1 protein-coding gene and 1 pseudogene are annotated in these 2,774 nt (G+C 50.6%); both read left to right on the top strand.

Features of this window, described 5'->3' with window-relative positions; genetic code table 11:
- Positions 1-933: 933 nt before the first annotated feature.
- A pseudogene (locus GMD4S_RS13445) lies at positions 934-1,161 on the top strand (hypothetical protein); the annotation flags it as partial.
- Positions 1,162-1,596: 435 nt separating this feature from the next.
- Positions 1,597-2,457 (top strand): broad-spectrum class A beta-lactamase TEM-116, encoded by an 861-nt coding sequence (locus GMD4S_RS00005; RefSeq protein WP_000027050.1) that lies wholly within the window; start codon positions 1,597-1,599, stop codon positions 2,455-2,457.
- Positions 2,458-2,774: the final 317 nt, after the last annotated feature.

Here is a 2,774-nt window from a genome sequence, read left to right as displayed (position 1 = left end):
CAGCGGTGGTTTGTTTGCCGGATCAAGAGCTACCAACTCTTTTTCCGAAGGTAACTGGCTTCAGCAGAGCGCAGATACCAAATACTGTTCTTCTAGTGTAGCCGTAGTTAGGCCACCACTTCAAGAACTCTGTAGCACCGCCTACATACCTCGCTCTGCTAATCCTGTTACCAGTGGCTGCTGCCAGTGGCGATAAGTCGTGTCTTACCGGGTTGGACTCAAGACGATAGTTACCGGATAAGGCGCAGCGGTCGGGCTGAACGGGGGGTTCGTGCACACAGCCCAGCTTGGAGCGAACGACCTACACCGAACTGAGATACCTACAGCGTGAGCTATGAGAAAGCGCCACGCTTCCCGAAGGGAGAAAGGCGGACAGGTATCCGGTAAGCGGCAGGGTCGGAACAGGAGAGCGCACGAGGGAGCTTCCAGGGGGAAACGCCTGGTATCTTTATAGTCCTGTCGGGTTTCGCCACCTCTGACTTGAGCGTCGATTTTTGTGATGCTCGTCAGGGGGGCGGAGCCTATGGAAAAACGCCAGCAACGCGGCCTTTTTACGGTTCCTGGCCTTTTGCTGGCCTTTTGCTCACATGTTCTTTCCTGCGTTATCCCCTGATTCTGTGGATAACCGTATTACCGCCTTTGAGTGAGCTGATACCGCTCGCCGCAGCCGAACGACCGAGCGCAGCGAGTCAGTGAGCGAGGAAGCGGAAGAGCGCCCAATACGCAAACCGCCTCTCCCCGCGCGTTGGCCGATTCATTAATGCAGCTGGCACGACAGGTTTCCCGACTGGAAAGCGGGCAGTGAGCGCAACGCAATTAATGTGAGTTAGCTCACTCATTAGGCACCCCAGGCTTTACACTTTATGCTTCCGGCTCGTATGTTGTGTGGAATTGTGAGCGGATAACAATTTCACACAGGAAACAGCTATGACCATGATTACGCCAAGCTTGCATGCCTGCAGGTCGACTCTAGAGGATCCCCGGGTACCGAGCTCGAATTCACTGGCCGTCGTTTTACAACGTCGTGACTGGGAAAACCCTGGCGTTACCCAACTTAATCGCCTTGCAGCACATCCCCCTTTCGCCAGCTGGCGTAATAGCGAAGAGGCCCGCACCGATCGCCCTTCCCAACAGTTGCGCAGCCTGAATGGCGAATGGCGCCTGATGCGGTATTTTCTCCTTACGCATCTGTGCGGTATTTCACACCGCATATGGTGCACTCTCAGTACAATCTGCTCTGATGCCGCATAGTTAAGCCAGCCCCGACACCCGCCAACACCCGCTGACGCGCCCTGACGGGCTTGTCTGCTCCCGGCATCCGCTTACAGACAAGCTGTGACCGTCTCCGGGAGCTGCATGTGTCAGAGGTTTTCACCGTCATCACCGAAACGCGCGAGACGAAAGGGCCTCGTGATACGCCTATTTTTATAGGTTAATGTCATGATAATAATGGTTTCTTAGACGTCAGGTGGCACTTTTCGGGGAAATGTGCGCGGAACCCCTATTTGTTTATTTTTCTAAATACATTCAAATATGTATCCGCTCATGAGACAATAACCCTGATAAATGCTTCAATAATATTGAAAAAGGAAGAGTATGAGTATTCAACATTTCCGTGTCGCCCTTATTCCCTTTTTTGCGGCATTTTGCCTTCCTGTTTTTGCTCACCCAGAAACGCTGGTGAAAGTAAAAGATGCTGAAGATCAGTTGGGTGCACGAGTGGGTTACATCGAACTGGATCTCAACAGCGGTAAGATCCTTGAGAGTTTTCGCCCCGAAGAACGTTTTCCAATGATGAGCACTTTTAAAGTTCTGCTATGTGGCGCGGTATTATCCCGTATTGACGCCGGGCAAGAGCAACTCGGTCGCCGCATACACTATTCTCAGAATGACTTGGTTGAGTACTCACCAGTCACAGAAAAGCATCTTACGGATGGCATGACAGTAAGAGAATTATGCAGTGCTGCCATAACCATGAGTGATAACACTGCGGCCAACTTACTTCTGACAACGATCGGAGGACCGAAGGAGCTAACCGCTTTTTTGCACAACATGGGGGATCATGTAACTCGCCTTGATCGTTGGGAACCGGAGCTGAATGAAGCCATACCAAACGACGAGCGTGACACCACGATGCCTGTAGCAATGGCAACAACGTTGCGCAAACTATTAACTGGCGAACTACTTACTCTAGCTTCCCGGCAACAATTAATAGACTGGATGGAGGCGGATAAAGTTGCAGGACCACTTCTGCGCTCGGCCCTTCCGGCTGGCTGGTTTATTGCTGATAAATCTGGAGCCGGTGAGCGTGGGTCTCGCGGTATCATTGCAGCACTGGGGCCAGATGGTAAGCCCTCCCGTATCGTAGTTATCTACACGACGGGGAGTCAGGCAACTATGGATGAACGAAATAGACAGATCGCTGAGATAGGTGCCTCACTGATTAAGCATTGGTAACTGTCAGACCAAGTTTACTCATATATACTTTAGATTGATTTAAAACTTCATTTTTAATTTAAAAGGATCTAGGTGAAGATCCTTTTTGATAATCTCATGACCAAAATCCCTTAACGTGAGTTTTCGTTCCACTGAGCGTCAGACCCCGTAGAAAAGATCAAAGGATCTTCTTGAGATCCTTTTTTTCTGCGCGTAATCTGCTGCTTGCAAACAAAAAAACCACCGCTACCAGCGGTGGTTTGTTTGCCGGATCAAGAGCTACCAACTCTTTTTCCGAAGGTAACTGGCTTCAGCAGAGCGCAGATACCAAATACTGT

Source organism: Streptococcus sp. GMD4S (assembly GCF_000296955.1).
Note: the sequence above shows the minus strand (reverse complement) of the source record. Positions and strands in the feature narration are given on the sequence as shown.

Bases quoted from the DNA above. Each gene is read 5' to 3' on its own strand.
- GMD4S_RS00005 (WP_000027050.1), top strand. From the start codon at position 1,597: ATGAGTATTCAACATTTCCGTGTCGCCCTTATTCCCTTTTTTGCGGCA.